A 25,885-nucleotide genomic window follows, 5' to 3' on the forward strand; every position below is an offset into this window, starting at 1 on the left:
CGGCTCCTCGGAATCGGTGTGCGGTACTCACCCCGAAGGCGCGAGATCCGATCTCACACTTCGCGAGACGCGGCCACACCGGCGAACGGCGCGGGCCACCGATCGGTGGGGACCGTCAGCGAGCGAGCCGCGGTGCCGGGATGGAGGAGGTCCGGTCGGACCGGCTGCACCGCCGTCACGGAAGCCGTCTACCGGCAGCAGCTCCGGCCGGTGCTGGAGCACGGAGCCATCGCGATGGACGAGGCCATCTGCAACGGCAACCGCAGGATCGACAGCAGTTCGTCGACGACCTCCGTCAACGGCCGGTCAGTCTCCACCACGTGGTCCGCGCTGCGGCGAAGGAGCGGCTCGATCTCGCGAGTGTCCGCGACGATCCGCGCTCTCTCCGCTTCTGTCCGGCCGTACGGATTGCCGTGTCGTCTCCGTACCCGCTCCAGCATCAGGTCGACCGGCGCGGACAGCAGGACCACCTTGTTCAGTCGGTCATAGAGGTTGACCTGGTTTTCCTCGCAGCCTGCCAGGAACAGCTCCGGCGTCTCCTCGTCGAGCAAGGGAACGACGCGCTCCTCGTCGATGATCTGACCCCCGTCGGGCTGCGGTCTACACCATCCGTCGTCGAGATCGACTGCCCGATACCCGCGAGCAAGTAGTTCCGTTACGACACTCGACTTTCCGACGCCGGACATGCCGGTCACCAGCACCCGCAGCACCGATCGAGCATCGCACGCGCACTCACGTGCGGCCATGAGCGCTCGGATCTTCTGGAAGACGAAGCAGGCCTCCTGATGTTGCCTCGATCAGGCAGAGGATCTCCTCATCCGGTCGTGGGGCGGACGGCCAGCACGCGCAGGTTGGATCGACGCCTTTCAGCTCGGGCGCCCGTCGGTTGACCAATCCCGCCGGATAGATCTTGGAACTGCCGCCGTCACCGCCGGTGGGGTTGGCTGTTGGCACTCAGCGCGTGACCATGGATCTGACACGGCCACACCTTCCGCCCGGCCTGCGGCCCGGCCGAACACACCCGGCAATGCCCAGTGCCGTCGTCGACGTGCTCGGCGAGCAGGCGCGCAACCGCGGTGGGTTGGCCCGCGAGGAACGTGGCGAACTCGGCGGCGAGCTGCGAATCAGGCACGCCCTCGATCGAACGACCGCGAGCACCGGTCAACCAGCGCGTCGATGCTGCGGGCGACGGCCAGCGATGCCGCATTGATGCCGCATTGACGCCGGTGACGTGCGTAACCTTGCCAGAGTGGCTGGGAGACGTGAGCGCCTCGTTCGAGCCCGGAAGGCTGCGGGGGTCACGCAGGAGGACCTCGCCTACCGCGTCGGCGTCGACCGCTCAACGGTCGGCCGGTGGGAGTGCGGGGAGACCGAGCCGCAGCCATGGCACCGACGAAAGATCGCCCGGCAGCTCGGCATCACGGCGGCGCAGCTAGACCACCTGATCGCCGGCTCCCCGCCCGAACCGCCGCCCGGCAACGGCGACGCCGAGGGCGAGGCGGAAGCACAGGAGCTCGTGCGTCGCGCCTCGGCGTCCGACGTTGGTGAAGCGACGCTCACCCAGCTCGAGCAGCTCGTCGACGACTTGGCCAGCTCCTACGCCACCACCCAGCCTGCGGCCCTGCTCACGCGCACCAGGCAGCACCTGCGCTACGTCGGGCAGCTCCTCGACGGTCGGAAGACACTGCGGGAGCACCGCCGGCTACTCGCCGCCGGGGGATGGCTGTCCCTGCTCGCCGCGACGCTGCACGTCGACCTGGAGCAGCAGGCGGCTGCAGTCGCCCGGCTGCGCACCAGCGACTCACTCGCGCGCGAGAGCGGCCACGACGAGATCCGGGCGTGGGCCCTGGAGACAGAGGCATGGCGGGTGCTCACCCTCGGGGATTACGCGCAGGCCTCAAGCCTCTCGCAGGGCGCGCAGCAGCTCGCACCGGCAGGCTCGTCGGCGCTGATCCAGGCGACGGCGCAAGAGGGCCGGGCGTGGGCGCGTCTCGGCGACGCGCGCGCGACCACGCAGGCGGTATCGCGGGTGAACCGCATGGCGAGCCCCCTGGCGACGCCGGACCGGGCGGAGCACCACTACCGCTACGACCCGGCGAAGGCGACGAGCTACACGGCGACGACGCTGTCATGGGCCGGCGACCCGATCGCGGTGGACTACGCCCGTGAGGTGATCAACCGGCTGTCGCCCGGCGACCAGCACGGTGGTCGGCCCCGCCGGCTCGCCACAGCCCGGCTCGATCTGGCGCTCGCGCTGCTGCGGCGCGGCGACGACGAGGAAGCCACGCAGGCCGCCCTGGCCGCTGTGCTGTCCGGTCGCGTCGTCCCGTCGAACTGGTGGCGAGTGCGCGAGGTCGTCCGGGCTGCGGAGGCGCTGGGGACCGGGCAGGCGCTACCGCTTCGTGAAGCGTACGAGGACCTCCGGGCGATGCGTTCTTCGTCGTCCGGCACGTGAGGCACACAACCTGTCTCACTCGCGCAGGTGCGATGGCCGAGAAGAAGCAGCCCTCCGGCTCACCAGAGCGAGATTGAACCTGACCTGGTGTTTCACTGAGGAGATTCCAACCCCTGACCTCTTGGCTTCCAGGCACTCGCGCTCACGCCCCGCTCTCCTGCTGGGCGCAGCATCCGTGGAGGTCCGGGCCGGTACGGGAGGCTGCGCGCCGTTGTCACTCACTCAGTCACTCATCGCCCGTTCGAGGCGTGCGCTGACCTCGCGGTAGCGGCTGACGGGCACGAGGTGCACTCCAGCGAACGCCCCGGTGTCGCGGAGGTCCAGTATCTGCCGACAGGCGGCATCGACCCCGGCGCCGGGGTCCGCGGCGACGTCCTCGACGAGAGCGTCGGGGATCTCGATGTCAGGGATGCTCGTACGCAGCCTGCGCGCCATGCCTGCACTGGCCAGGACCATGACCCCGGCGTAGACGGGCAGGTCTGTCGGATTCTTCTCACGCCAGCGCAGGAACGCGTCGACGGAGTAGCCGACCTGGAGGAAGACGAAGTCGGCATCCTGTTTCCAGGCGGGGAGGCGGCGGTGGTGGCCTGCGGTCACGCCGACGCGAAAGGGCGCGATACCGGCGAAGGCGGGCTGGCCGGTGGCGCCGCGGGCTTCTTCGATCATGGTACGGACAGTGAGCTCACTGGTGCGGCCCCCGGCGGTGGGTTTGTCGCCGTGGACGAAGAGGAACCGGTCGACGCCGTACGCGGCGGCGGTCAGCAGGTCCCGTCGGAAGCCGAGAAGGTTGCGGTCCCGAGAGTTCACGCACGCGACGCTCTGGCCACCCATCGCCCGAACCTCGTTGGCGACGGCGATGCTGGAGACGGTAGCCCGGCCGATGTGATTGTCCGGGATCAGGAACGAGTCGGCGATCGGTGTCAGGACTCCGATCTGGTGGCGTGCGTGGGTGAGGTCCGGCCGGGTCGGCGGCTCGATCTCACAGACCACTTTGAATCGATCGGCATCCACACCCAGACCCTACGAGCGCCGCCGCACACACCTTGACCAGCCCGCACACAGGCCCGGGCATGTGTACGGCGGGCAGCGGAGCCCGACGCGAACCCGGTGATCGACGAATGCGGTCGCAGAACCGCGTCGAGACACTCGTCGATCGTCCGCTGAGTCTTTGACCTGGGTGGAGCTGAGGGGATTCGAACCCCTGACCCCTTGACTGCCAGGCACTGGCGAGACCCGCGCGTACTGGTGCTGAGGTGCGTCCTAGCTGGAGAGAGCGTCCGCGGCGGTCCGGGCCAGTCCGCGCCCTCACGGCACGGCTGTCACTCAGTTAGTCACTCACTCGGGCGTCTCCGTCCATCACGTGATCGGCAGCGCCCGTGCCCGCGTCTTGGCATCCGCCCGCAGCGCCGTCAGCCGGGCGTGGAACGGATGCCCGCTGTTCTGGGAGAGGTTGAGCGGAAGGTCCAACGCCGCGATGGCCCAGGTCTCGACGGCCCACGGCTCCGGGCACGCGACCCAGCAGAGCCGGGCGTTATCTGCCATCCACTCCGAGAGCCGCTTCTCCCCCTCAGCACCAAACGTCGTCCGACCGCTAGCGCCGGTCCGTCGGAGGTCCAGGCCGAGCAGGCACCCCACCGTGAGCCGGAGAGTCGACCCGGATGCGTTGCCCTTGATGTGTGACCGGACGAGCCGGGAGCGCAGAGTCTGCCCGCTATCGGCGCGGCTGGGCGCGATCCCTACGTAGAGCAGGCGGTCGACATCGAGACCGTCGGCAGGCGGCACGCGGAAGTGCCACCCGTAGATCCCGTGCGCCTTCGGCACCGGGCAAGGACGTGCCGTCACCTCGCCGGTGGTCCAGAGCCGCGGAGGATGCGCCAGTGCGTCGACGGCCTCGTCTGCGGCGCTGGGAGCCTCCATCCGGACATCATCTCCCCGCGGGCCACCCCCTCGCGAGCAGTGACTTCGGCGCAGGCGGCTGGGAGGCCGAGTTCGTTGGTTGGAACGCAGACGCGCTCACCCGCACCCGCCGGTGCGCCACGCTCGGGTTGAGCTCGGGGGGAAGGTGGCCGAGCAGTGCCGACAGCGGCGTGACGTCGGCCGAGGTCTCGCCCGTCTGACTCATAGTGGTATTCCCGGGCGGTCCCGACGCGGCAATTGCAGGGAATTACGCTTTACCTTCCGGCTGCGAGGATTGCTCAAGCTGCAATTCCTTCTTCCTCTGCTCCTCCTTCAACTCTTCGACCTTTGCCGCATACCGCTTCAGCACAAGGTCCTCGTTATCGTCGTCATACTTTTCAATCCGCAGCTCTACAGCTTTATACTCTTTCTCGATTGCGTCTGCGGTTTGCTGTTGATTGAAGCTTCGCTCTCGGAACTTGAAGTACCCCGTGAATGCAGCGGAAATACTTACGAGTGCCGCGATAGACGCGGCCGTCCATCGAGACCATTCCGCGTTCAGCCCTGCGCTTGTCAGGCTTGTGACGACGACCGAGCCGGCCAATATGACCGCCTGAAAGAAGTTGTGGACCCGGCGGCTGCGAGTCGCCGATCGTCGATAGTCAAGAATCACTTCTTCCGAGTTGACTCGGTAGATTCGGAGTGCTGCAGTAGCGTTAGACGCGCTTTGCGCTGCAAGTGAGACTTGATCGCTACGATACACGAGTAGATCATATTCCAGACGATGCAGTCCGGGGCGTTTACCCAGGACTGCTCGCGCCGCCAGCAAAGTGGAGGCAAGTCCGGCGATAAGGCCAATATAACTGAACGGCAATGGATAGCTACGCCAAATACCGATCAAGGTTGCCCAGCCGAGAAGCCCTACAATCGCGAGACTCGCTAGGAGCCATATTGTTCGAAGACGGTGAGCCACGCGAAACTCGCGAATTTCAGACTCTTGCAAGTCGATCTTCTTGGCGTTAGCCCGCTTTTCTTCGTCGAGATCTCTACCCGCTGTCACCATGCTCCCAAGAAAATCATCCTGACCGGTGGCGGAGATTACTCGATCTATCACTCTGCGGGCAGAGCTGGTATCGCTTCGTGACCATCGCCTCTCAACTGCACGTGGCAGCGGCCGGGAGGGGCCCCGCGTGAGCGCTTGCGGGCTGCAGGTCGTTCTCGCTACTAGGCGTAGAAGCGGACCGAATCCGGTTAGGGCGCCTACCTGCAATGATGCTCCGAAACCGCCCCTGAGCTGCGTGGATACTCGTCGGAGGTTCTCGGCGTTGCGTGCTGCCGGTGGACGTCCTGACGAACGGCTGACGAACAACCCAGCCATCGTCCTTCACCACGCTGGGGCTCGTGCGGCATCCCGTCGACCTGGCGCAGCCCGACCGCGCGGCGCCCCGGGCGCAGCATCCGATGCCAGCCGCCGCCGATCCTGCCAGGCCTGCGCCCGGGGTGCCGTGTGGTAGCCCTCGGGGAGGTCGATGGGACGCCGCACCCTGCCCACTCAACGACCGCGCGCCCGCGCCGCTCGCGGCCATCCTGTTGATCTGCCCGCCCGGCGAGGGCACGCGCATTTTAGTGTGAACGCGGCTCTAAGGTGCCGGGCGGACAAGTGACTCGGTCAATTACTCTCATCCGATCCTTCTAAGCACTTGTTCCAAGCATTCCTGCATGTCGGTCAATATGCGGTCAGACTCAAGTCCATGGGGCATGGCGCCCGCCTCATGCATGTACTTATTTCGCTTTTTGACAATTCGCCGCTGGTACGACGATTGCTCCCGACTGGTCAACACGCTTCGCTTATCGAGTTCGACAAGATAGGAACCTAAACTGAACTTTGTTGTCGGCCAACCTTTCGCCTTGATCAGCACCGCAAGTGTGGTGTCTAGAACGCGCGTGGTGTGGAGCACCGACAGAAGCCACCCATCGGCGTTCCGCCGACGCTGTACTGCATCGAGCCGTCTAAGCTCACCCTCTATCGTTTGCGATTTGGTCGATCCAGCAATCAGCCCGTTCCCTTTAACGAGCAGGCGAAGTGTGTCGATTCGCTTACGGCGAGTCACCGAAACCCCTCCGAATTCTCGAACTCAATCCCGGCGAATGCCGCGGCCCTGAGCGGCTTGAGTACGTCGAAGGTGTCGGCCGCAGAACGGAGATCGATCTCGAGGGCGGTGGACCACAGCTGCAGCTCCGCAAGTCCGGCGATTAAGTACTCCGCTGACTCCTCCAGTCGATTACCGCGCCGGTCGATGTAGTAATCCAGCTCGACCACTCGCTGGATACTCCTGTTGAGCTCGCGGACGACATCGGTTCGCCGCCGCAACGGCCGAGCTGGCAAACTCAGATCACGCATGGCCGCAGTCCGCCGCAGTTCGGAGTCGTGAGCCACTAGCCTCGGTGGCGGATCTGGTACGTCGTCCTTGCGGCGGGTGGCCATTTCGGCGGTTGAAATCAGCACCCGATCGGAACGTCCAACTCGTTCTTCCGGCTCCAGGGTGGCCGTCCACGCATTGGCGAATCGCTCGTCATGATACGGTCGTACTCGGGATGAAAGTTCCGCGCCACGACCTAGGCCGAGGCGGCCAGCAGGAACGGACTTGGCGGAGGCAGGACCAGAAATGACTACTTCGTCGTACAGCGGAACGCTTTCCTCAAGCTGGCCGATTCGGGTCGCATCTTCTACCACCATCACGACCGATGTGGCAGGAGGCAGCGCCAATCGTGCGAGCAGTATCCGAGACTGTTCGGATGGTGCAGTGTAGGACTGACGGGAAGTATACACAAAATAGCAAGTCAGCGCTCCTTGATGCGCCGCAAGAATATCTGGACCTCGAAGCAGTAGCGGATGATCCGGATATGTGACTGCGTCTGCCCCACGCGGCAATCCGTCATTTACCCTGCGTAGCATATCGCGTTTATTTGTCACCCTCACCCACTTCATATATTCTAAAGCCGGCTTCAGGCGCCCGGACCCTCATTACGTAGATCAATTCCTTCTTTTCGAAGGTAGCTATCGCATCGATGAGCGAGATGGCGGTAGTTGGGCCATATCGGTGCGCCTTGATAGCTTTGCCGATGTTCAACGAATGCCGCACCCCGAATCCAAGCTCTGTGAACTGGCACTGCCCACATTTCCATAACGTCTCTCTCATGAACGTACCCACGTCGCATGTAGAGTCCTAGCGCCTCGTAGGTGCTCAGCGCTCGGTTTACCAGCCGATACTCATCCCGTGTCAACTGCTGCACACTTGCGACATCGGAGACTTTTTCGAATAGTATTTGCCTTCCATGCTGCTTGTCGTCGCTGATTAGGTTCTCGTGAACCTTTAGAAACGTGTCGCGCTTGTCGCGTCGCCTCGTGTCGATATAGCTCATGAAGCTGACCGTTAGCGCTACAGCTGAAAATATTAGCGGAAGCACTCCAAGCGATTGCGGCATCGCAGACACCCTTCGGCTCTACTTGTACTGGACCCCGGTACTTTGCCTCGGCGTGAGCGCGAGTCCGGTTGCGCCGGCCGATGCCTCTCTGGCCCAATCAGGCTGACAGGTCTGGATCGCACTCAGTCGCGCGCCGTAGGAATCAGCCGGTACACCGCGAGCGGAATGATTGAGAAGCCCGGAAACGGCGGCGTATCGGCGAATCCTTGGTTGGCCACGAGTGCCATCAGCGAATTCAAGCCAGCGATCATTTTTGAACGACTCGCTGTGCCGTCAGGGTTCATGAAATCCATTTCTCTCAAACCTGTAGTGCTGGACCTCTCCGAGAAGTGTCCGATAGCTCCTACAACAGTCCACTGCAAGGGCGCCGTCCCGTATCGCGAAAAAAGGATCTCAGGCTCGGCGTCGAGGTACTGTCGCCCTTTCTGTAGTCGCGCCGTCGCGGTCCAGCCGACTCTCCCCGTGGTATTCAGGAGTAGATGCAAGCCATCACCGAACATGCCGCGTGTAACTTTAACCATTTCGCGGAGCGTCCTGACATCCATTCCTTGCATTGCGGCGGACGGGAAATCCTCGATTAGATCTTCGAGCTTGACAGGAACGCTCGGCTGACCATGCTTGGGCGACTTGCCGGGCCTTTCACGTTGGGGCCCACTCGCTCGTCCCCCCGACGTAGTGCCCGAATTCGGCGACGACGATAGTGCAGAGATCCCTCCGACAGCCGCGGACGTTCCGGCGAAGGTATGCGCGACATAGCTCGCGTCAAACATTTGCGCGTGGGCAGTCAGTCGAATAATCGAACCCGGCTCTACTAGGTCGCGAAGGTCACTGGGGTTCGCAGACTCGGAGCTGTGGACAACAGGACTAATATCCGTCAGCCAGCGCTCGGCGTCCAGTAGCTCCTCGAGGGCAGGAAAGATCGCGTCCAACAGCGACCTTTGCTCGTACGTCTCCGTCTTGGTCTCTCGGCCGATCCCTAGGTAGTTTCGCATTCCAACAGCAAGATGTCCGAGGGCGCTGTCTGTTGATCGATGCTCTTCTGGCACGCCGCCGAGTCGTTGAGCAAGAAGCGACCGGGCTCGGGCTAGATCCGCGTACAGGTACTCACGAAACACGACGACGTTCTCATCTTCTGCTGGCTCGCTCCCTTGCGCCACGGTCACGCCGTTTTGTCGCAATGTCGTCGCCGAGCGTTACCAACGGAGCACAGGGCTTGGGCGGCGTACCCCCCGCAGCCGCGCGCCGCGCGGGGACCGGCCGGAGGCCGCACGCCCCGCGCGAGCGCTTGCGGCTGCATCAGGCAGAGCGCCGCGCGGCGCCGGAGGCGCCGCCTTGAACAAGGAAGGAAAGTCTGAACACAGTAGGCGTGCGTCGCACGTCTTCGCTGGTCAGATCAGGCGCTGCGTGTAGCCCTCGCTGACGAGGAGCGACATGGCGTCCCGTACGTCGTCGGACATGGGCTGGGGAATGGCGAAGCCGCGCTCGGCGTAGACGTCGATCCGCTGGGTGTCGCCGACGAGCATGTTGATCACGCGCGCCTCGTCGCCGATGCTCGCGATGTAGTCGGCCAGCGGAAGCGGCGTCGCTGCACAGACCGGCTCCACGTCGGGCCAGAGCTTGCGGCAGGTGGCGTAGGCGCGGCGCTGCTGGTAGGGGCGGGTGATGAGGGTGACGGCTCGCGGTGTCTGGCCGGCGTCGGCGAGCAGGGCGCGCGTGTTGGTGATGTTCTCGCCGGTGTTCGTGGCGGCGTCATCGATCAAGATGGAGTCCGCGGGCACGCCGAGCGCGACTGCGTGTTCGCGGTAGTGGACTGCTTCCCCTCGTGGGAACCGCTGGGCTGTGGTTGGGGAGTTGGCGCCGGTGAACACGATGAGCGGGAACATGCCTTGGCTGTAGAGCTCGGCGGCGGTCGTGGCAACGCTCAGGTCGTGGCTGCCGAGACCGATCCCAACGTCAGTTCGGCGCGGTTCGTGGCGCAGGTTGTGGTAGTCCCACAGGGCCTCGACGGCCTGAGCGATCCGGGGGTCGTCAAGCGCAGCTCCGGTCCGTGTCACGGGTCCTCGCCGTCCTAGTCGGGGATCGGGAAGGTGTAGGTCCAGGCGAAGCGGCTGGCGGCGTGGACGCCGCGGGCGAACTCGATGGCTCGGCCGTCCGCGGTGACGGTCCGCCGCTCCAGGACCATCACCGGCTCGCCGGCTGGCAGCGCGAGCACTTCTGCCTCGTCCTGAGTCGGCATGCGAGCGTGGATCGTCTCGGTGATGCGGTCCGGCTCGAGCCCCTGGACGGTCAGGACCGCGAAGCCACCGCCGCGGGTCGCGGGACCGGGAGACGGGTCGACGAGGGGAGTTCCGTCGACGTCCTCCGGGCGGTAGTAGCTCGTCAGTGTGTGGGTCGGCGCGTCGCCGTCCTTCACCAGCCGGGCTCGTTCGTACACCCACGTGCCTGGCTCGATCGAGAGGGCTGTGGCGATCGCCTCGTCGGCCTGGACCTTCTGAACGGTGTTCGTCTGGTCACCAGGCTTCCACTCGCGCCCCGACGCCTCGCGGTCCGCGGCGAAGGCGACCACACCGAACTTCCACTTGCTCTTGGCGTACCGGTCGATACCGATGCGCTTCATTCGTGGACGGGGGCGCACGACGGTGCCCCTGCGCCTGATGGGGGTGACGAGCCCTTCGGCCTCCAGCACGGAGACCGCCTTGCGCACCGTGTGGATGTTGACGCCATGCCGGGCGGCGAGGTCCTCCTGTTTGGGCAGCGTGGAGCCCGGCGGGTAGTCGCCCGCCGTGATCCCCGCGCGCAGTGCGTCGGCCAGGTCTCGGTACCCGCTCGTCACGTCACCTCCTCGATCGAGCCATAAGGCTAGTCCTACCCGCAAGGACGTAGCGGCATACGTCGATACAGCTATCTCTATTGACTCCGCCCTGTGAGCGTGGTCTCATAGAGCTAGCTGTAACAGAGTGCGACGAAGGAGGAGCAGTGAGGGACCTTCCGGTGATCTTGGACGGATACAAGCTGACGGTGGTGGAGCCACCGGCGCCGAAGACGCGTGAGGACGACAACGGCAACCAGGTGCCGGTGACCGACCGGCAGGGTGCGCTGCAGTTCGTGGTGTCGTTGTTCGCGAAGCTGCAGGTCCCGGCGGGGCAGCGGGCCCCGAAGGGCGAAGAGATCAAGGTGACCTTGGAGACCGACCCCGGCGACGGGTTCGGCGAGGACACCCGGGTGGCCCTGATCAACCCGCGGATCAACCCCTACCAGCTCGGTAGCGGCGACCGCGTGATGTCGGGGATCGCGTTCAAGGCCGCCGGCCTGGCACCCGCGAAGGCTCCGGCACCCGCACCGCGGGGTGAGAAGTGAGCAGCCCGCGGAAGCGGGTGCTGTCGGTGGCTGTGGACGCACACCTCTACCCGGACACAGCCCTCGATGTGCGCGTCTACGCGCTGGAGGACCGGGCCACGGTGCGGTTGACCGGCGGCCTGGGCAGCGGGGTGGACGTGACCCTGTTCGCCGACCGCGCCGAGCTGGTGCGGCTACGGGACACGCTCGCGGCGATGGTGACCGAGCTGGACACCGAACGGGCCGCGCTCGCACTCAGGCTGCGGGCGAATGAGTCGGCGGCATAGCCCCGCCGAGCCTATCCGGCGGATCGCTTCCGCCGAACCCTGAATGAATTCCCCGACTACGGGCATGGGTCGACCCATGCCAAAAATGGGAGGCGAACAACGTTGGCCAGTTGCGGAGAGTGCGCCGGTTCCGGTCACTGCGACGCGTGCAGCGGCTACGGAACACAGCCGGAATCCTTTCCCGGCGCGGGTGATGACACCGAGTGTGAGGTGTGTTCCGGGGACGGGCAGTGCGCCGAATGCATGGGCATCGGCGAGATTCCAGACCAGATTTTCCAGACGGGGTGAGTGATGGAAACGGCAACGAACACGAAGGCGCGGCAGCCGGTGAACGGTGTGAGTCGGTTGGTGCGGCGGTTGGAGCGCGAGCGGCGCCAGTGGAACCGCCGCCAGGTCGACGCGGTGGCCACTGATGTGGCGTGGCGGGCCGGTGTCGCGGAGGGGCTGCGGCTGGCGCAGATCGCGATACGGAAGGGCGTGTGAGCGATGGCATCGATCGGATCGGCGGCGCGGGCGACTCGGGGTTGGGCGCAGCGGCGGGCCAACCGGCAGGCAGTGGCGCGGTTTGGCGAGTTCTGGCAGGCCCTGCAGGGTGTCGGCGACGCGCTAGCGGAGGCGCAGAAGGCCGCGAAGAGCGCCGAGGACACGACGTGGAAGACCCGCAACCAGCGGCACTGGAACATCGCCAGCGTGGAAGAGGTCCGCGGCTCGCTGCGGCACTGCAAGTCCTCCCTGCGCATCGTCTCGACTCAGGCGAAGCGGTTCGAACCACAGCTCATCGTGAGGGACTGGAGGCGCTAACCGTGGCTCAGGTGGATCGCATCATCGAAGACCTCGACCAGTCCATGAAGCGCCTGCGGGAAGCAATGCGTGACATCCCGATCCGGCGTGGCTCGTTCAAGAAGACCCACGACAACCTCGCCCGCGACGTCGCCCAGGTCGTCACCATGCTCGACGCCGCCCGCCCCATCCTGCAAAAGAAGTAACAACACCCCGCCGCTTTCGGCGGTAATTGATCGCTCCGGCGCGTCGGGCCGAAACACCCCCTCATCGATAGGCGTCTCGGCCCGACGTGTCCCCGGAACCCTTCCACATTGCGAGGAAACAAATGGCAACGTTCGCACTGAACAAGACTCACCGAAAGCACACCCACAGCGGTCGCGGCGCAGTGGCCGGGCGCGGGACGGCTCGATCCACCGGCGGCGAGATCCGCGCCGCGCTGTGGCTGGCCCGCCACCCCGGCTGGGTCCTGATCCCCGCGCTCGCGATGTGGGCCCTCATCACCTGGGGCGTGCTGACCCTCGGCGTCACCGCCGCGGCGGTCGTGGTGGGGCTGCTGGTGTGGTGGCGGGCGCACCCGGCCACGTTCGACCGGTGGGCCGCCCCGTGGGTTCGTTCGACGTGGCGGCGCTGGACGGTCTACCGCGGCCACCGCTGGGCCGGGGTGCTCGCGGATTGCGACCTGGTGCGCGACAACCGCCGCACCGGACAGATGCTCGTGCCCCGCGTGGTGCGCGTTCGGTCGGTGACGGCGTCGATCGACACCCTCACGATCGCGCTGGTGCGTGGGCAGGACCTCGGCACCTGGACCGACCGCACCGCCGCCCTGGCCGAAGCACTCGACGCGCACCGGGTCGCGGTCACCCGCCACCGCCCCGGACGCCTCCGCCTGGTCGTCGAGCGGCAGATGCCGTTCCCAACCATGCTGGACGCCCCCGCGATCCCGGCCACGGTCGACGAGGTCGACCTGAACGCGCTCGATGTCGGTGACACCGAACGCGGGACCCCCTTCACCGTGCGCATCCGGGGCAAGCACCTGCTCGTGGTCGGTGCGTCCGGTGCGGGCAAGGGGTCGCTGTTGTGGGGGCTGCTGCGGGCGATGGGCCCGATGATCCGCGCGCGTCTCGTGCGGCCATGGGTGATCGACCTCAAGGGCGGGACCGAGACCGACCGCGGCGCGGCGCTGTTCCACCGGTGGGCCACCACCATGGACGATGCCGTCGATCTGCTCACCGATTTCCGGGACTCGATGGTCGAGCGGCAGGCGTGGATGCGCGAACACGGGGTCCGCAAGTGCGACATCACCGTCGAGACCCCGTATGAGCTGCTGATCATCGACGAGATGGCGATGCTCACCGCCTACGGCGACCGCTCCGGCGTCCGCGAAGCACTGCGCCTGCTCGCCGAGATCCTCACCCAGGGCCGGGCCGCGGACCATTCCGTCGCCGGATATGTGCAGGAACCGTCGAAGGACGTCGTGGACGTCCGGGAGCTGTTCCCCACCCGCATCTGCCTCGGCGTCACCGCCGCGAGCCACGTCGACATGGCACTCGGGGAAGGGGCCCGTGACCGCGGCGCCCTGGCCGATGAGATCCCCGGCGACGACGCGCACGCCGGAATCGGGTTCGTCATCGACCCGGTCACGCGGCTGCCGATCCGGTTCCGCGCCGGCTACGTCACCGACGACGAGATCGACGAACTCGTCCACCGCTGCACCCCCCGCGACGAGCAGGACTCCGAGAACGGGCCGGGCGAGGTCCTGCCCTTCCCCCAGCACGACGACCAGCACGACGACCAGCACGACGACCAGCACGACGACGAGCACGGCCAGGACGACGAGGACGGAGAGGAGCACGCGTCATGACCACCACCACCGCAACCGAACGCAACACCTTCCAGACGCACCGCCGCCACGAGGCCCGCGCCATCACCACCGCCCTCACCTTCCTCGGCGGGATCGGGTTCGCCGCCGCTGTGGTGCCCGCCGTCGAGCACACGATCACGACCGGCCTGCTCATCGTCGGGGTGCTCGTCGCCGCCGTGGTGGCCGTGCGGGTGCTGGCCCGCTGGGTTCGGCACCGGCGTGAGGACCGAGCCGACGCACTCGCCGCCGCCGCGTGGCAGGCCCGCCACGCCCCACACCTGCTCAACGAGACCGCCCCGGCGGACACCGTCGGGACGGTCCGCGTCGGGAGGGCGGCGTGATGTGGGAGGTCACCGGATGGGCGTTCCTGACCTGGTTCAAGCTCACCGCGCTGCTCGCCGCGACCGTCGGGGTGACGTGGCTGTGGCTGGGTAGCGCGTCGGGCTGGTTCTGGATCATCACCGCGACCGCGGTGCTGCTGGAGTTCCACCTCGCCCGCCAGCTCGTCCGCGAGTGGGGCTACGAGGCCTCCTACCGCTGGTGGTGGGCCCGATGACCCGCCGCACCACCCGCACGGCTGTCCCGGCGCAGAAGGCGCTGTTCGGGCGCCAGGAGCCCGTGCCGGGCCCGGGCAAGGCGGCCACGTCGGCCACCAACGACCCGGAACTGATCGCCGACGTGGTCCGCATCGCCACCGACCCCGGCTACGTCGTCATCGGCGCGGCCGAGCGGGTGTTCCGCCGCGCCGACGGCACCACGCAGAAAGGCGGCCCGGTCGAACCGGTGCCCGCCTACGAACAGGACGTCGTCCGCCAGCTCCTCAGCACCGGGCAGCTCAAGACCGGCGGCGCCCACACCGTCCGCCACGGCGGGCGCGAAGGGTCGGGGAGTTCGGTCCTTGTCCCCCGCGCCACCCGGGACATGGTCACCCGCTGGTCCAACCTCGCACCCCTCAACGGGCGCTCCCGCGCCCAAGACAGCACCTGACCCACACCCTCGCCCCCAGCGAGCACGGGTGGCCGGTCCGACGAGCACCCAGGCCCGGGCCGGCCACCCGCACCCACCCCACCTCACCGCCACCCGTCGACTCACGGGAGACCCGCCATGCCTGCAACCAGCTACATGCGCGAACGCATGAGCAAGTTCGGAGTGCGCAACATCGCCGCCGACGCCTGCCGCTTCATCGAGATCGTCGACGGGCACGCGGAGCTGGACTGCCCGCGCTGCGCCCACACCCTGCGCACCCGCCACACCGGCGACCACGTCACCCAAGAAGGCGGACCACTGTGGTCCGCCCTGCTCGAACACCTGTTCCGCGACTGCCCCGCCATCGAGTACACCCGATGAGCGCCCCGATTCACGCCGCTGCGGCCGTTGCTGACCTCGACGCGGCGATCAGCGCCCGCCTGCAAGCCCTCGATTACCGGGACTGGCGGGCCGCTGTCGAGGCCACCGGCGGCTGTGCCGCACCGATCCACCTCACCGGGTCGACCACCGTCCTCGACAGGGACGGGGCAGTCCTGATCGAACGCGGCGGCGACGTCCTCGCCCCCTGCGGCAACCGCCGCGCCGCCGTCTGCCCCGCCTGCTCCGACCGCTACGCCGCCGACGCCTTCCACCTCCTACGCGCCGGACTCGCCGGCGACCAAGGCAAGGACATCCAGGCCAGCGTCACCGACAAGCCGCGCGCCTTCCTCACCCTCACCGCACCCTCGTTCGGGCCGGTCCACACCCGCAAGACCAGCCGCCGCGGGTTCGTCGTCCCCTGCGGGTGCGGGGAGCGCCACCATGGCGACGACCCACGCATCGGGACCGCTCGCGACCCCGAGGCCTACGACTACGTCGGGGCGGTGTTGTGGCAGGCCCACGCCGGGCACCTGTGGGGACGATTCACCACCGCGCTACGCCGCGCCCTCGCGTCCGTCCTCGGCATCCGGGTCCGGGAGTTCCGCGACCACGCCCGACTCTCCTACGCGAAGGTGGCCGAGTACCAGCGCCGCGGACTCGTCCACTTCCACGCCGTCATCCGCCTCGACGGCCCCAACGGACCCGCCGACCCCTGCCCACCCGGGCTCACCGACGAGGCGCTGCGGGCCGCGATCAGCCATGCCGCGCAGACCGCCACGATCACCGTGGCCCGCCCGCACGGCGAGCCGATGCGCCTGGAGTGGGGCACACAGCTCGACCTGCGCCCGATCCGCCCGAGCGCGCTGGCCCACCTCGAGGACGCGGCCGGGGAGTTCACCGACGCCGCATTGGCCGGCTACATCGCCAAGTACGCCACCAAGGGCACCGGCGCCGTCGAGGGCGCCGACCGGCCCATCCACGACATCGCCCACGTCGCGCACCTCGACATCTCCCCGCACCACCGCCGCATGATCGAAACCGCCTGGGAGCTCGGCGACCACGAACCCTACGAAGTGCTGAACCTGCGCCGCTGGGCCCACATGCTCGGCTTCCGCGGCCACTTCCTCACCAAGTCCCACCGGTACTCGACGACCTTCGGCGCCATCCGCAACGAGCGCCGCACCTGGCGACTTGCGCAGGACCTCGCCCAGCTCGACGCCGACACCGACGACCCCAACGACATCCCGATCGACCCGTCCACGGTCGTCGTGATCAACGACTGGCTACCGGTCCGCTTCGGCCACCGCGACCACGCCGAACGAGAACTCGCTCTGGCGATCGCCGAGCGCAACCGACAGCACCGCACCACCAGGAGCACGACAACGGGGAGGGCAGCATGAACGGCAAGGAGCTGTACCGCGTGACGGAAGCGATGGTCCTGCTGTCCCTCAGCCGCAGCGTCATCTACGAGCAGCTCCGCTGCGGCCGGTTGCGCTCGGTCCACGTCGGGCGGACCCGGCTCATCCCAGCGACCGCCATCGCCGACTACATCGACCTCCTGGAGCGGGAGGCTGCGACGACAGACCGGCTCGGAGCGGCGTCATGACCGCGCGCCGCAGCCGAGGAGAAGGCGGCTTGCACTGGGACGAGACCCGGGAGCGGTGGATCGCGACCGCCTCGCTCGGCTTCGACGGCCGCGGGAAGCGGATCACCCGCAAAGCCAGCGGCCGGACGAAAACGGAGGCGAAGAACAAGCTCCGGGAGATTCTGCGCGACCACGAGGACGGCGTCACCGTGAAGGCGACGGGCTACACCGTCGCCGACGCCGTGCGCGACTGGCTCGCCTTCGGGCTCACCGGCCGAAGCGCCGACACCCTCGCGAACTACCGCACGATCGCCGACACCCGCATCGTCCCGCCGCTGGGTGCCCGACGGCTCCGCGACCTGTCCGCCGACGACGTTGACCGCTGGCTCCGCGCTGAATCCCGCTCGGTCAGCACCCGGACTCTCCGGCTGATGCACTCGATCCTCAACCGGGCGATCCGCCACGCGATGGCGCGCGACAAGGTCAAGAGGAACGTCGTTGCGCTCTGCGACGTGCCCACCGGCCGGCCCGGACGGCAGTCGAAGTCGCTCACCCTCGATCAGGCAGAGGCTCTCCTCGTCGCGGCCGAGGGCTTCGCGCTCCACGCCTACATCGTGCTGTCGCTACTGACCGGCGCCCGAACCGAGGAACTACGGGCGCTGCACTGGAATGAGATCGACCTCGTCGGCCGACCCGATGCGCGCCCGCCGGTGCCGCCGGCGATCGCCGTCTACCGCTCGGTTCGGGCTGGCGCCGACACGAAGACGGTGCGATCGCGGCGGAGGCTCGCACTACCGCAACGTTGCATCGACGCATTGCGGCGCCACCGCGAGCGGCTGAGCTCGCCACCGCCTCCCGACGCCCTGGTGTTCGCCACCTCGACCGGCACTGCGCTCGACGCGCACAACGTCCGCCGCTCGTTCCGGCGGGTCCTCGCCGCGACTGGCCTGCGCGCGCAGGAGTGGACGCCACGGGAGCTGCGGCACTCGTTCGTGTCCCTGCTGTCAGCTTCGGGGATCCGAATCGAGGACATCTCCCGGCTCGTGGGGCACAGCGCTACTGGCGTGACCGAGCGCGTCTACCGTCACCAGCTGCACGCGGTGCTGGACGAGGGAGCAACCGCAATGGACGACATCTTCCCGCTCGACGATGCGGGATAGTCACTCAGTTAGTCACTCAGCGGGCGATCCGGCAGACGTCGTGATCGTCCGCTGAGTCTTTGACCTGGGTGGAGCTGAGGGGATTCGAACCCCTGACCCCTTGACTGCCAGTCAAGTGCGCTACCAGCTGCGCCACAGCCCCTTGCCCGAACGAAGTTACACGATCCCCCGACGGCCCGATGAACCGGGTCGCCCGTCCCCCGCGGCTGCCCTACGGTCGGCCGGTGCAGCCTGCTGACATCGGACGTCTCGTCACCGTCGCCGACCCCAAGGTCTCCCCGGACGGCCGCTTGGTCGCCTTCGTGGTCACCCGCGTCGAGCTGGAGGGCAACCGCTACCGCAGCGGCGTGTGGCTCGCCGCTGCGGACGGGTCGTCACCGACTTTCCCGTTGACGGCGGGCGAGCACGGGGACGGGCAGCCTGCCTGGTCGCCGGACGGGCGCAGGCTCGCGTTCACCCGGCAGCGCGAGGGCGGCGGGGGCTCGCTGCACGTGCTGCCGGTGGAAGGGCCGGGCGAGACCGTCACGGTGTGCGAACGACCGGAGGCGATCGGGGTGCCTGCGTGGTCGCCGGACGGCACGCGGGTCGCGTTCGCGTCGCGCGAGCGGGCGAGCCGCTACGGCGAGGGCGACGACGAGCGCGCCCGGCCGCCGCGCCGGATCGACCGGCTGTTCTCCCGCGTCGACGGGGAGGGCTGGATCATCGACCGGCCGCGCAGCGTCTTCGTGGTGCCCGCGGACGGTTCCGCACCGCCGCGGCAGGTCGCCGGGGGTCCGTTCGAGCACGGCGATCCCGTCTGGTCGCCCGACGGGCGCACGCTGGCCGTCACCGCCGCCCGGAGCAAGGACTGGGACCTCGAGGTGGTCGACGACGTCCACCTGGTCGACGTCGACGCCGCCGACCCCGCTCCGCGGCCGCTCACCGATCGTGGCCTGTCGCACCGCCTGCCCGCGTTCGGTCCGGACGGCACGGTGCTCGCCGCGCTCGCCGAGGACAACCGCGTCATCCACTCGCACGCGCAGGTCGTGGTGCTCGACGCGCGCACCGGTGAGGAGCGGGTCCTCACCGCCGCGCTCGACCGCCAGTGCGCGCCGCACCCCGGCGCCCGGGCGCCGCTGTGGCACGGCGAGCACCTGCTGTTCGCCCTCGAGGACCACGGCGACGTGGCGGTCTGGCGGGTGCGCGCCGACGGCTCCGGCGCCCCGGAACCGGTGGTCGGCGGCACCCGCGTCGTCACGGGGTTCGACGCCGCAGGCGGCACGCTCGCGTTCGTCGCGACGACGCCCACCGCGCTGCCCGAGCTCTTCGTGCGGACCGACGACGGCGCGGAGCGGCAGCTCACCTCGCTCGGCGCCGCCTTCCACGCCGCGGTGCCCGCCGTCGCGCCGGAGCACTTCACGGTGCCCTCCCCCGCCGGGGACGAGGACGTCGACGCGTGGCTGGTGCGCCCCGCGGACGTGCCCGAGGGTGCGCGGTTGCCGGTGCTGCTGTCGATCCACGGCGGGCCGATGTCGCAGTACGGCAACTCGTGGTTCGACGAGTTCCAGCTCTGGACGGGGGCGGGCTACGCCGTCGTCTACTGCAACCCGCACGGCTCGACCGGGAGCACCGAGGCGTGGGCGCGCGCGATCCGCCCGCCGGAGGCCGAGGTGGTGCCGGGCACCGGGTGGGGCGGGATCGACGCCGACGACGTGCTCGCCGTGCTCGACGCCGCGCTCGCCCGCGACCCGGCGCTGGACGCCGAACGGGTCGGCATGCTCGGCGGCTCCTACGGCGGCTACCTGACCAGCTGGCTGGTGGGGCGCACCGACCGGTTCGCCGCGGCGTGCAGCGAGCGGGCCTGCAACAACCTGGAGTCGGAGGAGTGGAGCTCGGACTCGGCGGGCTACTTCCGCTACGAGTTCGGCGTCACGCACCTCGATGCGCCGCAGGTCTACCGGCGGATGTCGCCGATGACCCACGTGCGCGACATCGACACCCCGCTGCTGATCCTGCACTCCGAGGACGACCTGCGCTGCCCCGTGGAGCAGGCCGACCAGCTGTTCGTCGCGCTGCGCATGCTCGGCAAGCCGGTGGAGTACTGGCGCTTCCCCGAGGAGAGCCATGGGCTGTCGCGCAACGGGGCACCGCGCCACCGCGTGCAGCGCGCAGAAATCATCCTCGACTGGTTCGGCCGGCACCTCGGCGGGCGACGTCCGACGATCAGCTGGGACCACCCGTCCCGCTGACCACCGGCACCCGTGAGTGGATACGAGTGCCGGAGCACTCGTATCCACTCACGGCGGGGTCAGCCGATGGCGTTCTGCAGCCAGCCGGTGTCGTTCAGGTCCGCCCGCTGCCCGTCGACGAGCACGGTCGGCGTGCCGAAGCTGCCGTTCGCGTTCTGCAGGGCCGGGTCCTCGATGGCCTTCGCGGTGGCCGCCTGGACAGCGCCCGTGTTCGCGCCGGACCGCACGCACTCCGCGAACTCGCCCTGCGCGCCGAGGTCCGTGCCGAACGACGCGAGCTGGTCGTCGGTCAGGCCCGCGCTGCCCTCGGCGGGCTGCTCGTCGAACAGCGTGGCGTGGTACTGCGGGAAGATCCCCGCGGGCACCGAGCAGACCGCGGCGTTGGCGGCACGCGTGGAGTAGCCGGGCGGCGTTGTCAGCTCGTCCAGGATCGCGATGCTGTGGTAGCGCACGGTGATCCGGCCGTCGTTCAGGGCGGTGGTCATCTCGTCGCCGTAGCGCTCCTCGAACCGCTCGCAGACCGGGCAGAGGTAGTCCTCGTACACGTCGACGACGACGGGGCCCTCGCCCGCGGTGACCACCGCACCGTCCGCGGACGTCGCGTAGGTGGGCTCCACGCCGCCACCGGCGCCCCGGGTCACCAGCAGGACGATCCCGACCACCACGGCGACCGCGAGTACGCCGCCCACCACGTACAGCGGCGTGCGGTTGGGCTTCTGCGGCCGCCGGATGCCCGCGGCCGCGAGGCGCTGGTCGGCCTCCTCCTGCTTGCGCCGCTTGTCGCCGCGCGAGGCTCCACCCATGTCAGCTCCTTCTCCTGTTTCCCCACCGGTCGTCCAGCGCGAACAGCGTGCGTGGGCGAACGATCAGCCAACCCGCCATCACCAGGAACCCCGCGTCGCGCAGCAGTTCCTGGACGTAGGTGGTCTCTCCCGACTCCACGGCACCGCCGCCGCCGAAGCACCCGCAGTCGATCGACAGCCCTCGCGCCCACGCCTGCGTGACGCCGGCGACGAACGCGAGGAGCAGCACCGCAGAGAGTACGGCGACCAGTCGGATGCCGATCCCGGCCACCAGCAGCGCTCCGAGCGCGAGCTCCACCCAGGGCAGCAGCGCGGCGACGACCTCCACGCCTGCCGTGGGCAGCACGTCGTAGGCGCGGACCGCGACGTAGGTCTGGTCGGGGTCGGCGGCCTTGAGCCCGCCCGAGATCAGCCACACCGCGGCGAGGCCGAGCCTGGCGAGCGTCCCGACGACGTCCAGCAGCCTGGCGCGGTTCACACGTTCAGCCTAGCGAGACGGTTGGGACCCCCGCGTAGCGACCCGTGTGCGGACCGTGTGGACCCGCCAGGCGTCGGGCCTCGACCGTAGGCTCCGGTGAATGACGGATGATCTCCCCGGGCCGGAGGAGCTCGCCGCGCACGAGCACCACCACGCCGACGTCTCCGGCGGCTGGCTGCGGGCCGCGGTGTTCGGCGCGATGGACGGGCTGGTCACCAACATCGCGCTGGTCGCCGGGGTCGGCGGCGGCGGTGGGGACCGGCACACCCTCATCCTCACCGGCATGGCCGGGCTGGTGGCGGGAGCGTTCTCGATGGCGCTGGGCGAGTTCGCCTCGGTCGGCACGCAGAACGACGCCGTGGCCGGCGAGATCGCGGTCGAGCGTGAGGAGATCCGCACGCACCCGCGCGCCGAGCAGGCCGAGCTCGCGCTGATGTACGAGCAGATGGGCCTCACCCGCCCGACGGCCGAGGCGATGGCGCGCGAGGTGCACGCCGACCCGGAGCTGGCGGTGAAGGTCCACGTGGCACAGGAGCTGGGCGTGGACGTCGACGAGCAGCCCTCCCCGTGGACCGCGGCGATCTCGTCGTTCCTCTGCTTCGCCGTCGGCGGGCTCATCCCGATCATCACGTTCCTCCTGGGCTTCTCGTCGCTGCTGCTGGCCCTCGGGGTCGGCGCGGTCGGGTTGTTCGCCGTCGGCGCGCTCACGGCGCGGTTCACCACACGCAGCTGGCTGCTCAGCGGCCTGCGTCAGCTCGGGTTCGGCGCGATCGCGGCAGGCGCCACCTACCTCGTCGGCATGCTGATCGGCGTGGGGATCAGCGGGTAGGCGTACGGCTCGGTGGGCACTCGGTGGCGGAGCACTCGACCAGCGACTCCTCTGCGGCGCTGCCCGACGGCGGGGCGGGCAGGGTCTCGGGTGCGCGCACCCAGAACGCCAGCGCGACGAGCGCCACCGCGCCCGTCACAGCGAAGGCGGCCGGGAAGCCCGCGGTCTCGGCCAGCACCCCGGCCAGCACGGGGCCGATGATGGCGCCCAGGTCGGCACTCATCTGGAAGCCGGCGAGCACGGTGCCGCCCCGGGCCCGGGAGCCCATCACGTCGGCGACGGCCGCGTTCATGGGCGGGTTGACCAGCCCGCTACCCATGCCCGCCACGAGGCTGGCCGCGAGGAACGGCATCGGCTCGGTCAGGAACCCGAGCACTCCGGTGGCGACCCCCGAGACGGCGAGCCCGGCCAGCGCCAGGGGACGGCGCCCTCGACGGTCCGCCATCGGCCCGGCGATCACGAGCGTGGCGGCGTTGCCCACCGCGAACACGGCGAGGGCGATTCCGGCCCACGCATCCGGCTGCCCCATCGCCTCCACGACGAACAACGGCACCAGCGCCACGCGCACCCCGAACACGGCCCAGCCGTTCGCGAAGCTCGCCACGAGCGCGGCGCGGTAGGTCGGGTGGCCCAGCGCATCGCGGAAACGGGCCGGCGGTCCGGCCTTCGTCGCCTCGACCTGCGTGCCGGTACGACCACGCAGCAGCAGCCCGGCCACGCCGACGACGACCAGCAGCACGGCGCCGTAAGCGAGGAACGGTGCCCGCAGGCTCACCGCCGCCAGGCCGCCGCCCACGAGCGGCCCGACGATGTTGCCGAGCAGGAACCCGGTGGCCCACATCCCGGTGGCCCGCCCTCGCATCCGCGTCGGCGCGAGCCGGATGAGCAGCGACAACGCCGAGACGGTGAACATCGTGGAGCCGATGCCACCCAGCCCGCGCAGCACGAGCAGCTGCCAGTAGTTCCCGGCGAACGCGCAGGCGCCGGTGGACAGGGCCACGACCCCGAGACCGATGTTGAAGGTCGGCACCTCGCCGATCCGGCCCACGATGCGTCCGCTCATGGGTGCGAACAGCAACCGGACGAGCGCGAAAACGCTGATGACGAGCGACGCCGCCGTGATGCCGACGTCGAACGACCGGACGAACACCGGCAGCGTGGGCGCGACCAGCCCGTAACCGATGGCGATCAGGAACGCGGAGCCGACGAGCACCCAGATCTCGCGCGGGAGCCGCTCGGCGACCGCCCTGCCGGAACCCGACGGTCCGCCCTCCACCACGCGATCGACCCTACGCCTGGGTGAATCCGGAGGATGGCGGCACGCGTCCCCGGGTACCTGGCCCGCATGGCGGAGTTCGAGGCGGAACGCAGGATGACGGCCGACGCGGAGCGGGTCTTCGCAGTGGTGTCGGATCTGGACCAGCTGTCGGCATGGCTGCCCGTACCGGTGGACGTGCGCCCCACCGGCGACGGCGAGGTGCACGCCGATGTCCCGGAGCGGGGGGTCGAAGCCGAGGGCACCGTGCGGGTGCGGGCCGAGCAGCTACGGGTGGAGTGGGGCCACGCGCCCGACTACGCCGGCTGGCTGCAGGTGGAGCACGCCGATCCCGGCCGCTCCTCGGTGGTGCTGCACCTGTCGTTCCTGGGCGACCAGCCCGAGGCCCACGGCGGCGCCCCGGCCGAGGAGGTGCAGCGCTGGCTCGACGACGCGCTGACGCGCCTGGAGCGCCTCGTGTCGCACCGCTGAAGCAGCGAGAGCCGGTGACACGACGGAGCCCCGCCGACCGGGTGGTCGACGGGGCTCCATGGGGTGGAGGTGCCGGGAATCGAACCCGGGTCCTCCGTCGCTTCACAAGGGCTTCTCCGTGCGCAGTCCGCTCTGCCTCTACTCGGATCCACCGGTCATGCGGACGAGCCGGTGTGACGATCCCAGTCGCTGTGTGATGTCCCCGCCTACCCCGCGACCGGGCGGACAGGTGAGTCCCCTAGCTGATGCCGGGCTCCGGAGCGGGAACACCTCCGGGCCGACAGTCCCTCAGTGGATCAGGCTGCGAGCGCGAAGTCGCGCTGAGCGGCCTGAGCCGGGACGTGCTGCGTATTAGCGGCACTTGTTGTTTTGCGACACATGGTTAACGAGATCATCGTCGCCTTCCTCGGCACGCTTCCCCTTGATCTACATCCGGAGTCGAAACCGTTCACCCCCTTCTCCGCCCGGCGACCCGGGCGTCTGGACAGTTTAACGCGTGGGCCCCCTGAGTTCATCCCGGTTACCCGGTCGGGTCCGACCTGGTCAGCCGTTGCGGCGCAGGAGCCGGTCGGCGAGGGTACGCATCGGTCCTGCGTGCTCGTCGTGCGCCTTGTGCTCGGGTGCATCGCCGTCACGTCCGCGATGCTCGTGCTCACCCGTGCGCTGGGAGGGCACAGCAGCGTTCGGGGCGGTGGGCGGAGCGCCGTCGCCGGTGCCGCCGGCCTGGCCCTGCTGACCCTGGTAGCCCTGCTGATCCTGGTAGCCCTGCTGATCCTGGTAGCCCTGCTGGCCCTGGTTGCCCGGGCCACCGAACTCACCCTGGCCTGCAGCGGGGGGCGCCGTGCTCCCCGCTCGGGTGGCCGCCGGATCGGCGGACCGCTGCGAGGTCGGGGTCACCGCCGGGCCGCCGCCGCTGGCCGTCGGACCGTGCCATCCCGAGGTCGTCGGCTGCGCGCCTGTGGTGTGGGCGCGGGGGTCGGCGGCGTGCGACCCGTCGCCGGCAGCCTGGTGGTGGCCCTGCGGGGTGCTCTGCTGCCCGCCGGCCATCCGGAGGTCGTCGGTGCGGGCCGCCGGATCGCCGGTGGCCTGGGGTGCGCGCGTGTCGTGGTGGCGTCCACCGCCGGGGACCGTCTCGCCGTGGCGCGTGGCCTCGTCGCCGTCACGACCGCCGTGCTGCGGGTGGCCCGGCCCGGAACCGTCCGACGCCCCGGTGCCGCGGGCGCCCAGGTGCATGTCGTCGGTGCGCGCAGCCTGGTCGGTGTCGTGCCCGGCGTGGGAACGGTCCCGATGCGTGTCCGGGTCGACGCGGTCGGCGGCGGCGGTGCGCGTCTCGGCGACCTCCCGGTCCCGCTGGGCCCGTGCGGCCTGCTCCTGGGCCTGGGCCTGCTCGTGCCGGGCCCTGGCCGCGCGCTCGGCCGACTCGGCCTCGCGACGCTGCGCGCTGGCGTTGCGGATCTCCGCCTCGTTCCGGTGTTCGGCGGCCTCGAGGCGGTGCTGTTCCTGTCTGCGCTGCCTGGCCCGCGATGCGAGGAACGCCGCCGCGACGAGCACGGCGAGCACGATCAACACGATGACGACTATCAGCCCGGTGTCCATCCTGGCGC

31 protein-coding genes, 1 tRNA gene and 1 other RNA gene are annotated in these 25,885 nt (G+C 69.0%); 17 read left to right on the forward strand and 16 right to left on the reverse strand.

Going from position 1 to position 25,885, the window contains the following annotated elements; translation table 11 throughout:
* Positions 1 to 188: 188 nt before the first annotated feature.
* The gene (locus CFP66_RS03615; protein WP_198961224.1) at positions 189 to 710 is read right to left on the reverse strand and encodes an AAA family ATPase; all 522 of its coding nucleotides are present in this window, start codon (positions 708 to 710) and stop codon (positions 189 to 191) included.
* Between the two features lie 215 nt (positions 711 to 925).
* Entirely contained in the window at positions 926 to 1,132 is a 207-nt protein-coding gene (locus CFP66_RS03620) for a hypothetical protein (protein WP_094920303.1), read from the reverse strand.
* 117 nt (positions 1,133 to 1,249) lie between these two features.
* On the opposite strand from CFP66_RS03620, the gene CFP66_RS03625 reads away from it, so the two are divergent.
* Positions 1,250 to 2,455: a helix-turn-helix domain-containing protein gene (locus CFP66_RS03625; RefSeq protein ID WP_094920304.1), complete on the forward strand. Its 1,206-nt coding sequence runs from the start codon at positions 1,250 to 1,252 to the stop codon at positions 2,453 to 2,455.
* Positions 2,456 to 2,677: 222 nt separating this feature from the next.
* Here the strand turns inward: CFP66_RS03625 and CFP66_RS03630 are convergent, their stop codons facing one another.
* The 8 genes from CFP66_RS03630 to CFP66_RS03655 form a co-directional block, all read right to left on the reverse strand.
* Positions 2,678 to 3,466: a methylenetetrahydrofolate reductase gene (locus CFP66_RS03630; protein WP_198961225.1), complete on the reverse strand. Its 789-nt coding sequence runs from the start codon at positions 3,464 to 3,466 to the stop codon at positions 2,678 to 2,680.
* A gap of 345 nt (positions 3,467 to 3,811) precedes the next feature.
* Positions 3,812 to 4,372 (reverse strand): GIY-YIG nuclease family protein, encoded by a 561-nt coding sequence (locus CFP66_RS03635; RefSeq protein ID WP_094920307.1) that lies wholly within the window; start codon positions 4,370 to 4,372, stop codon positions 3,812 to 3,814.
* Between the two features lie 247 nt (positions 4,373 to 4,619).
* Entirely contained in the window at positions 4,620 to 5,414 is a 795-nt protein-coding gene (locus CFP66_RS03640) for a DUF4231 domain-containing protein (RefSeq protein ID WP_094920309.1), read from the reverse strand.
* Positions 5,415 to 6,030: 616 nt separating this feature from the next.
* Entirely contained in the window at positions 6,031 to 6,462 is a 432-nt protein-coding gene (locus CFP66_RS46960) for a hypothetical protein (protein ID WP_143517093.1), read from the reverse strand.
* A complete protein-coding gene (locus tag CFP66_RS46965) occupies positions 6,459 to 7,091 on the reverse strand; it encodes a hypothetical protein (RefSeq protein WP_143517094.1) in 633 nt (210 codons plus the stop codon). The genes CFP66_RS46960 and CFP66_RS46965 overlap by 4 nt, the downstream gene beginning before the upstream one ends.
* Positions 7,092 to 7,959: 868 nt before the next feature.
* Positions 7,960 to 9,000, reverse strand: coding sequence for a hypothetical protein (locus CFP66_RS46970; protein WP_143517095.1), 1,041 nt, complete (start codon positions 8,998 to 9,000; stop codon positions 7,960 to 7,962).
* A 225-nt stretch (positions 9,001 to 9,225) separates the two neighbouring features.
* Positions 9,226 to 9,891: a YdcF family protein gene (locus CFP66_RS03650; RefSeq protein ID WP_233159112.1), complete on the reverse strand. Its 666-nt coding sequence runs from the start codon at positions 9,889 to 9,891 to the stop codon at positions 9,226 to 9,228.
* A 14-nt stretch (positions 9,892 to 9,905) separates the two neighbouring features.
* A complete protein-coding gene (locus CFP66_RS03655; protein ID WP_094920312.1) occupies positions 9,906 to 10,670 on the reverse strand; it encodes a GntR family transcriptional regulator in 765 nt (254 codons plus the stop codon).
* Positions 10,671 to 10,828: 158 nt separating this feature from the next.
* Here CFP66_RS03655 and CFP66_RS03660 point away from each other — a divergent pair, with 158 nt between their 5' ends.
* The 13 genes from CFP66_RS03660 (at position 10,829) to xerC (ending at position 18,196) form a co-directional block, all read left to right on the forward strand.
* On the forward strand, positions 10,829 to 11,194 hold the full coding sequence (locus CFP66_RS03660) for a hypothetical protein (protein ID WP_094920314.1): 366 nt from the start codon (positions 10,829 to 10,831) through the stop codon (positions 11,192 to 11,194).
* Positions 11,191 to 11,460, forward strand: coding sequence for a hypothetical protein (locus CFP66_RS03665; RefSeq protein ID WP_143517097.1), 270 nt, complete (start codon positions 11,191 to 11,193; stop codon positions 11,458 to 11,460). The genes CFP66_RS03660 and CFP66_RS03665 overlap by 4 nt, the downstream gene beginning before the upstream one ends.
* A gap of 291 nt (positions 11,461 to 11,751) precedes the next feature.
* The gene (locus CFP66_RS46975) at positions 11,752 to 11,943 is read left to right on the forward strand and encodes a hypothetical protein (protein WP_143517098.1); all 192 of its coding nucleotides are present in this window, start codon (positions 11,752 to 11,754) and stop codon (positions 11,941 to 11,943) included.
* 3 nt (positions 11,944 to 11,946) lie between these two features.
* On the forward strand, positions 11,947 to 12,261 hold the full coding sequence (locus CFP66_RS03670; RefSeq protein WP_143517099.1) for a hypothetical protein: 315 nt from the start codon (positions 11,947 to 11,949) through the stop codon (positions 12,259 to 12,261).
* 11 nt (positions 12,262 to 12,272) lie between these two features.
* Entirely contained in the window at positions 12,273 to 12,446 is a 174-nt protein-coding gene (locus tag CFP66_RS47805) for a hypothetical protein (RefSeq protein ID WP_158228018.1), read from the forward strand.
* Positions 12,447 to 12,568: 122 nt separating this feature from the next.
* On the forward strand, positions 12,569 to 14,104 hold the full coding sequence (locus CFP66_RS03680; protein WP_198961226.1) for an FtsK/SpoIIIE domain-containing protein: 1,536 nt from the start codon (positions 12,569 to 12,571) through the stop codon (positions 14,102 to 14,104).
* Positions 14,101 to 14,445 (forward strand): hypothetical protein, encoded by a 345-nt coding sequence (locus tag CFP66_RS03685; protein ID WP_094920320.1) that lies wholly within the window; start codon positions 14,101 to 14,103, stop codon positions 14,443 to 14,445. The genes CFP66_RS03680 and CFP66_RS03685 overlap by 4 nt, the downstream gene beginning before the upstream one ends.
* Complete coding sequence (locus CFP66_RS03690) at positions 14,445 to 14,660, forward strand: hypothetical protein (RefSeq protein ID WP_094921487.1); 216 nt, start codon at positions 14,445 to 14,447, stop codon at positions 14,658 to 14,660. The genes CFP66_RS03685 and CFP66_RS03690 overlap by 1 nt, the downstream gene beginning before the upstream one ends.
* A complete protein-coding gene (locus tag CFP66_RS03695; protein ID WP_094920321.1) occupies positions 14,657 to 15,091 on the forward strand; it encodes a hypothetical protein in 435 nt (144 codons plus the stop codon). The genes CFP66_RS03690 and CFP66_RS03695 overlap by 4 nt, the downstream gene beginning before the upstream one ends.
* Positions 15,092 to 15,208: 117 nt before the next feature.
* The gene (locus CFP66_RS03700) at positions 15,209 to 15,451 is read left to right on the forward strand and encodes a hypothetical protein (RefSeq protein ID WP_143517100.1); all 243 of its coding nucleotides are present in this window, start codon (positions 15,209 to 15,211) and stop codon (positions 15,449 to 15,451) included.
* Positions 15,448 to 16,851 carry a replication initiator gene (locus CFP66_RS03705; RefSeq protein ID WP_094920324.1) on the forward strand — a complete coding sequence of 468 codons (1,404 nt, stop codon included), beginning with the start codon at positions 15,448 to 15,450 and terminating at the stop codon, positions 16,849 to 16,851. The genes CFP66_RS03700 and CFP66_RS03705 overlap by 4 nt, the downstream gene beginning before the upstream one ends.
* The gene (locus CFP66_RS03710) at positions 16,848 to 17,057 is read left to right on the forward strand and encodes an excisionase family DNA-binding protein (RefSeq protein ID WP_094920326.1); all 210 of its coding nucleotides are present in this window, start codon (positions 16,848 to 16,850) and stop codon (positions 17,055 to 17,057) included. The genes CFP66_RS03705 and CFP66_RS03710 overlap by 4 nt, the downstream gene beginning before the upstream one ends.
* Positions 17,054 to 18,196 (forward strand): tyrosine recombinase XerC, encoded by a 1,143-nt coding sequence (xerC, locus tag CFP66_RS03715; RefSeq protein ID WP_094920327.1) that lies wholly within the window; start codon positions 17,054 to 17,056, stop codon positions 18,194 to 18,196. Before CFP66_RS03710 ends, xerC begins: the two co-directional genes overlap by 4 nt.
* Before the next feature lie 69 nt (positions 18,197 to 18,265).
* Here the strand turns inward: xerC and CFP66_RS03720 are convergent.
* A tRNA-Ala gene (locus tag CFP66_RS03720) sits at positions 18,266 to 18,338 on the reverse strand.
* Between the two features lie 82 nt (positions 18,339 to 18,420).
* On the opposite strand from CFP66_RS03720, the gene CFP66_RS03725 reads away from it, so the two are divergent.
* On the forward strand, positions 18,421 to 20,424 hold the full coding sequence (locus tag CFP66_RS03725) for a S9 family peptidase (protein ID WP_094921489.1): 2,004 nt from the start codon (positions 18,421 to 18,423) through the stop codon (positions 20,422 to 20,424).
* A 59-nt stretch (positions 20,425 to 20,483) separates the two neighbouring features.
* On the opposite strand, the gene CFP66_RS03730 is transcribed toward CFP66_RS03725, so the two are convergent.
* Together CFP66_RS03730 and CFP66_RS03735 are read right to left on the reverse strand one after the other, a co-directional pair.
* A complete protein-coding gene (locus CFP66_RS03730; RefSeq protein WP_094920329.1) occupies positions 20,484 to 21,227 on the reverse strand; it encodes a thioredoxin domain-containing protein in 744 nt (247 codons plus the stop codon).
* Between the two features lies 1 nt (position 21,228).
* Positions 21,229 to 21,705, reverse strand: coding sequence for a MauE/DoxX family redox-associated membrane protein (locus CFP66_RS03735; RefSeq protein WP_094920330.1), 477 nt, complete (start codon positions 21,703 to 21,705; stop codon positions 21,229 to 21,231).
* A 100-nt stretch (positions 21,706 to 21,805) separates the two neighbouring features.
* Here CFP66_RS03735 and CFP66_RS03740 point away from each other — a divergent pair, with 100 nt between their 5' ends.
* Positions 21,806 to 22,534 carry a VIT1/CCC1 transporter family protein gene (locus CFP66_RS03740; protein ID WP_094920332.1) on the forward strand — a complete coding sequence of 243 codons (729 nt, stop codon included), beginning with the start codon at positions 21,806 to 21,808 and terminating at the stop codon, positions 22,532 to 22,534.
* Here the strand turns inward: CFP66_RS03740 and CFP66_RS03745 are convergent.
* Positions 22,524 to 23,813 carry an MFS transporter gene (locus tag CFP66_RS03745; RefSeq protein ID WP_233159113.1) on the reverse strand — a complete coding sequence of 430 codons (1,290 nt, stop codon included), beginning with the start codon at positions 23,811 to 23,813 and terminating at the stop codon, positions 22,524 to 22,526. The two genes, CFP66_RS03740 and CFP66_RS03745, sit on opposite strands and share 11 nt — an antisense overlap.
* Before the next feature lie 33 nt (positions 23,814 to 23,846).
* Here CFP66_RS03745 and CFP66_RS03750 point away from each other — a divergent pair, with 33 nt between their 5' ends.
* A complete protein-coding gene (locus tag CFP66_RS03750) occupies positions 23,847 to 24,281 on the forward strand; it encodes an SRPBCC family protein (RefSeq protein ID WP_233159114.1) in 435 nt (144 codons plus the stop codon).
* A gap of 61 nt (positions 24,282 to 24,342) precedes the next feature.
* On the opposite strand, the gene ssrA is transcribed toward CFP66_RS03750, so the two are convergent.
* Together ssrA and CFP66_RS48420 are read right to left on the reverse strand one after the other, a co-directional pair.
* Positions 24,343 to 24,737, reverse strand: a transfer-messenger RNA (tmRNA) gene (gene ssrA, locus CFP66_RS03755).
* An 87-nt stretch (positions 24,738 to 24,824) separates the two neighbouring features.
* Positions 24,825 to 25,877 (reverse strand): hypothetical protein, encoded by a 1,053-nt coding sequence (locus CFP66_RS48420; RefSeq protein ID WP_198961227.1) that lies wholly within the window; start codon positions 25,875 to 25,877, stop codon positions 24,825 to 24,827.
* Positions 25,878 to 25,885: the final 8 nt, after the last annotated feature.

Source organism: Pseudonocardia sp. MH-G8 (genome assembly GCF_002262885.1).
Lineage (GTDB): Bacteria > Actinomycetota > Actinomycetes > Mycobacteriales > Pseudonocardiaceae > Pseudonocardia.

Excerpts from the sequence above, each read along its gene's own strand:
- CFP66_RS03635 (WP_094920307.1), bottom strand. The coding sequence starts at position 4,372 with ATGGAGGCTCCCAGCGCCGCAGACGAGGCCGTCGACGCACTGGCGCAT.
- CFP66_RS03640 (WP_094920309.1), bottom strand. The coding sequence starts at position 5,414 with ATGGTGACAGCGGGTAGAGATCTCGACGAAGAAAAGCGGGCTAACGCC.
- CFP66_RS46975 (WP_143517098.1), top strand. The coding sequence starts at position 11,752 with ATGGAAACGGCAACGAACACGAAGGCGCGGCAGCCGGTGAACGGTGTG.
- CFP66_RS03670 (WP_143517099.1), top strand. The coding sequence starts at position 11,947 with ATGGCATCGATCGGATCGGCGGCGCGGGCGACTCGGGGTTGGGCGCAG.
- CFP66_RS03680 (WP_198961226.1), top strand. The coding sequence starts at position 12,569 with ATGGCAACGTTCGCACTGAACAAGACTCACCGAAAGCACACCCACAGC.
- CFP66_RS03685 (WP_094920320.1), top strand. The coding sequence starts at position 14,101 with ATGACCACCACCACCGCAACCGAACGCAACACCTTCCAGACGCACCGC.
- CFP66_RS03690 (WP_094921487.1), top strand. The coding sequence starts at position 14,445 with ATGTGGGAGGTCACCGGATGGGCGTTCCTGACCTGGTTCAAGCTCACC.
- CFP66_RS03695 (WP_094920321.1), top strand. The coding sequence starts at position 14,657 with ATGACCCGCCGCACCACCCGCACGGCTGTCCCGGCGCAGAAGGCGCTG.
- CFP66_RS03700 (WP_143517100.1), top strand. The coding sequence starts at position 15,209 with ATGCCTGCAACCAGCTACATGCGCGAACGCATGAGCAAGTTCGGAGTG.
- CFP66_RS03705 (WP_094920324.1), top strand. The coding sequence starts at position 15,448 with ATGAGCGCCCCGATTCACGCCGCTGCGGCCGTTGCTGACCTCGACGCG.
- CFP66_RS03710 (WP_094920326.1), top strand. The coding sequence starts at position 16,848 with ATGAACGGCAAGGAGCTGTACCGCGTGACGGAAGCGATGGTCCTGCTG.
- xerC (WP_094920327.1), top strand. The coding sequence starts at position 17,054 with ATGACCGCGCGCCGCAGCCGAGGAGAAGGCGGCTTGCACTGGGACGAG.
- CFP66_RS03730 (WP_094920329.1), bottom strand. The coding sequence starts at position 21,227 with ATGGGTGGAGCCTCGCGCGGCGACAAGCGGCGCAAGCAGGAGGAGGCC.
- CFP66_RS03740 (WP_094920332.1), top strand. The coding sequence starts at position 21,806 with ATGACGGATGATCTCCCCGGGCCGGAGGAGCTCGCCGCGCACGAGCAC.
- CFP66_RS03750 (WP_233159114.1), top strand. The coding sequence starts at position 23,847 with ATGGCGGCACGCGTCCCCGGGTACCTGGCCCGCATGGCGGAGTTCGAG.
- CFP66_RS48420 (WP_198961227.1), bottom strand. The coding sequence starts at position 25,877 with ATGGACACCGGGCTGATAGTCGTCATCGTGTTGATCGTGCTCGCCGTG.